This window comes from Terriglobia bacterium (assembly GCA_036496425.1).
In the GTDB taxonomy this organism is placed as follows: domain Bacteria; phylum Acidobacteriota; class Terriglobia; order 20CM-2-55-15; family 20CM-2-55-15; genus 20CM-2-55-15.
Window position 1 is genome coordinate 1 of record DASXLG010000255.1, and the last position, 3,656, is coordinate 3,656.

A 3,656-nucleotide genomic window follows, 5' to 3' on the forward strand; every position below is an offset into this window, starting at 1 on the left:
ATGAATTCTGGCCGAAGGCATTGACTCGGGACGGATCTCCGGACGGTGGTCCTGATACGGAGGTCTATGGGGATATGTTTATCGCCGAAGGTTTGGCCGAATTTTCACGCGCCAGCGGCGAAAGCAAGTATTGGGATGAAGCGCGAGAGATCGTGCTCAAATGTGTACGCCGCTATGACCGCCCTGACTACCATCCCACAATCGGCCAGACCTATCTGGGCCCCGGCGCGCGCGATTTTCCCGGGGCGAGAATCGAAGGTGTCTGGATGGTATTAGTCCGCACTTGCTCGCAGATGCTGGCGATGCACCCTGATCCTGAATTGCTCTCGATCCTCGATCGAGCGATCGACTCTCTCTTGATTCATCATTTCAATCCTCGCTTCCAGTTGGTGAACGAACTGATGAATCACGATTTGTCGCGGCCCGAGAACGAATATGAACAGCTAGTGTACGCTGGCCATGCAATTGAAACACTTTGGATGATCCTGTACGAAGCCCGGCGCCGGAGTGATGTTGAAATGTTCGATCGAGCAGCAGCGATGTTCCAGCGCCACTGTGAGGTAGCCAAAGATCGTGTATATGGAGGGTTGTTCCGCAACCTGACGAACGTAGATCAGAATGCCTGGACTATGGATAAGACCTTATTCCCGCAGCAGGAAGCGCTCATTGGATCACTCTGTTTGATTGAGGAGACTGGCGATCCGTGGGCCACGGAATTTTATAGGGAACTCGATCACTATGTGCGTGCCAAATTTCCCATGCGCACTCTTCATTCGCCGCTTTGGCAGGTGGTGGGAAACAGGCAAGTAGACCCGACGCCGGATATGACGAGAGCGGAAAATTATCATCAGCCGCGCTTTCTCATGCTGAACTTGCTGGCTACTGAGCGGCTGATCGCGAGGAAAGGAAAACCGATCCGTGCCGTTTGAGCGGCGCCCATCATTTCATCGAATGCTAAGAAAAATATCGTGGTTTCGTGTTCGCAACCCAATTGCCATCGCGGCCTGGGTTGTGCTGCTCTCCGCCTGCGGCAAGAAGAATCCTGAAGAACGTGCGCTCTCCCCGGAAGCATCGATGAAGGCGATGCAGATTCAAGGCGACTTTCACGTGGAGCTGTTCGCCTCTGAACCGCAAGTCATGAGCCCGGTGGACATGGCCTTCGACGAAAACGGGAAAGTTTACGTCGCCGAGATGCTCGATTATCCTGACGATCCTCCACCCGGTAAGCCTGTCCGTTCCCGGATCCGGCTGCTTGAAGATACCGATCATGACGGCAAGTACGATCGAGCTACGGTATTTGCCGATCACATCCTCGCAGTCAGCGGGATTATGCCCTGGAAGCACGGCCTCATCGTAACCAGCGCGCCTGACATTTTATTCATGGAAGATACGAATGGCGACGGCAAAGCGGACATACGCAAGGTTCTCTACACGGGTTTCGCTAAAGCCAATCAGGAAGCCCGGATCACTAATCCTCGTCTCAGTATTGATAACTGGATCTATTGCTCAAACACGGGGACTGGCGGACTGATCCGTTCACCCGAACATCCTGAGATGCCGCCCGTGCTGGTTCGCGGCACGGATTTCCGATTCGACCCAATTAGCGGAAGGGCGGAAGCGGCGTCCGGCCCGGCGCAGTTCGGTTCTACTTTCGATGATTTCGGAAATCGCTTCATTACGCAGAACACGACGCATATCCGGCACGTTGTGCTTCCGATGCAATATCTGGCGCGTGCGCCGCTACTCGAGATACCCGCCGAGGCGCAGGACATCTCCGATCATGGACGACCGTCGGCGCGAATGTATCCACTTACTCATCCACAGGAGTGGCGCAAAGAGCGGACCAGCCTTCGCCAGGAGCGCTATGACGAAAACGAGTTGCACCGCACCGAAGAAGTTGGCGGATGGTTTACGGCAGCATCAGGCAGCACGATCTATAGCGGCGATGCCTGGCCGAAAGAATACATTGGAAATGTTTTCACTGGCGATGTCAGCGGAAACCTGATCCATCGCGATCTCATTCTGCCTGACGGCGCGACCTTCCGCGCTCATCGCGCGAAAGACAATGTTGAGTTTCTCGCTTCGACCGATGTCTGGTTTCGTCCCTGCAATTTTGCCAATGCGCCGGACGGGAACTTCTACTTCACCGATATTTACAGGCAGGTCATTGAAACACCGGAATCGATACCGGAAGAAATTCGCAAAAAGATCAATTTCTACAATGGCGATACCCTGGGACGCATCTATCGCATCGTTCCCAATAGCTCACCCGTTCACAGGAATTTACAGCCTGGTCTGGGCACGCTAAGTTCCGCCGATTTGGTAACGCAATTAGCAAGCGCCAACGGATGGCATCGTTGGACCGCGCATCGGCTGCTGCTCGAACGGCAGGATCGGACTATAGTTCCTAAACTCCAGGCGATGGCGGAGAATGGTTCTTCTCCCGAAGCTCGCATGCATGCGCTTTCGCTACTGGATACCTTTTCCGGACTGCAGCCGGCGGGAATTGAGCATGCGCTGAAAGATTTAGACGGACGAATCCGGCAGAACGCTGTGCGGCTGAGCGAACGCGATTTAAAACAATCCAAACCCTTGGCGAACGCCGTCCTGGCCGAGGCAACCGAGTCTGATCCTCACGTTCAGTTCCAGGCAGCGCTCACGTTGGGCGACTTAAACGACCCCAAAGCGCTCACCGCCCTTGCAGAACTGGCTCATCAGCATTCCTCCGATCAGTGGTTTCGCGGCGCAATCCTCAGCTCGGTGGCCGACTCGGCGTCGCCTTTTTATGAAGCGCTCCTGGCCAAAGGCGAAACCTGGACGGATCCGCAGTTGCTCATAAGTCTTTCCGCTCTCATTGGCTCCCGTCGCAAGGAGAACGAATTATCGCGTTGGTTCGCTGGTCTTGGCAAACTGCAACACCCGGACAAAGAACTGGCGGGTCTCACGCGCGGTCTGGAACTGGTCAGAGCGCGGTATCTTCAAGTGCCTGGGGCTGAGGCTGCTCTTATGCAGCAGATAGAATCCGGCAAGGAGCCCGTGCGGAGAGCGGCCTGGGAAGCGTCTACGCATTTCAAGCTCGACAAGCTTCTGCAGCGCGCGCAAAAGGATGCTACAAATGTTGATTTGCCTGAGGGAAACCGAATTCTTGCCATCCAGGCATTGCGCGGGGGACATTTCAATACCGTAGGACCGGTACTGGACAAAATTCTCGTTCCGAACGCCACCCCGAATGTAGAGGTAGCTGCAATTGATTCACTTGCCGCGTTCGATGATCCTGACGTTGCCAAGATCATCCTCGCGCATTGGGCCAATCTTTCGCCTCAGGCACACGAGCATGCCTTCGATGCTCTTGTCGGCCACAAGAACCGCGTTCCCATTCTTTTGCAAGCCGTCCGGTCGGGCAAACTGGATCGCGCGGCACTCGACGGGAGCGTGAGATCGCACCTTTATGAAAATCCCGATCCCGCCATTGTGAAAGAGGCGCGGGCTCTTCTGAGTAGCACGAGTGGCGACCGCGCTCAGGTGGTGGCGCACTATCAAGGCGTACTGACAACCCCGGGGAATGCGTTTCAAGGAAAAATAGTTTTTCAAGCCAATTGCGCCCGCTGCCATATGCCCCGTATTCAAGGCGGCCGGGTGGGTCCGGACCTGTCCGG

The 3,656-nt window shown here is 55.3% G+C and carries 2 protein-coding genes; both read left to right on the plus strand.

The window, feature by feature from the left end; translation table 11 throughout:
- Positions 1-929: AGE family epimerase/isomerase (locus VGK48_18555; protein ID HEY2383181.1), on the plus strand; the 929-nt coding region annotated here is incomplete at its 5' end.
- A gap of 22 nt (positions 930-951) precedes the next feature.
- Positions 952-3,656, plus strand: a 2,705-nt coding sequence (locus VGK48_18560) for a PVC-type heme-binding CxxCH protein (GenBank protein ID HEY2383182.1), incomplete at its 3' end; no start/stop codon positions are given.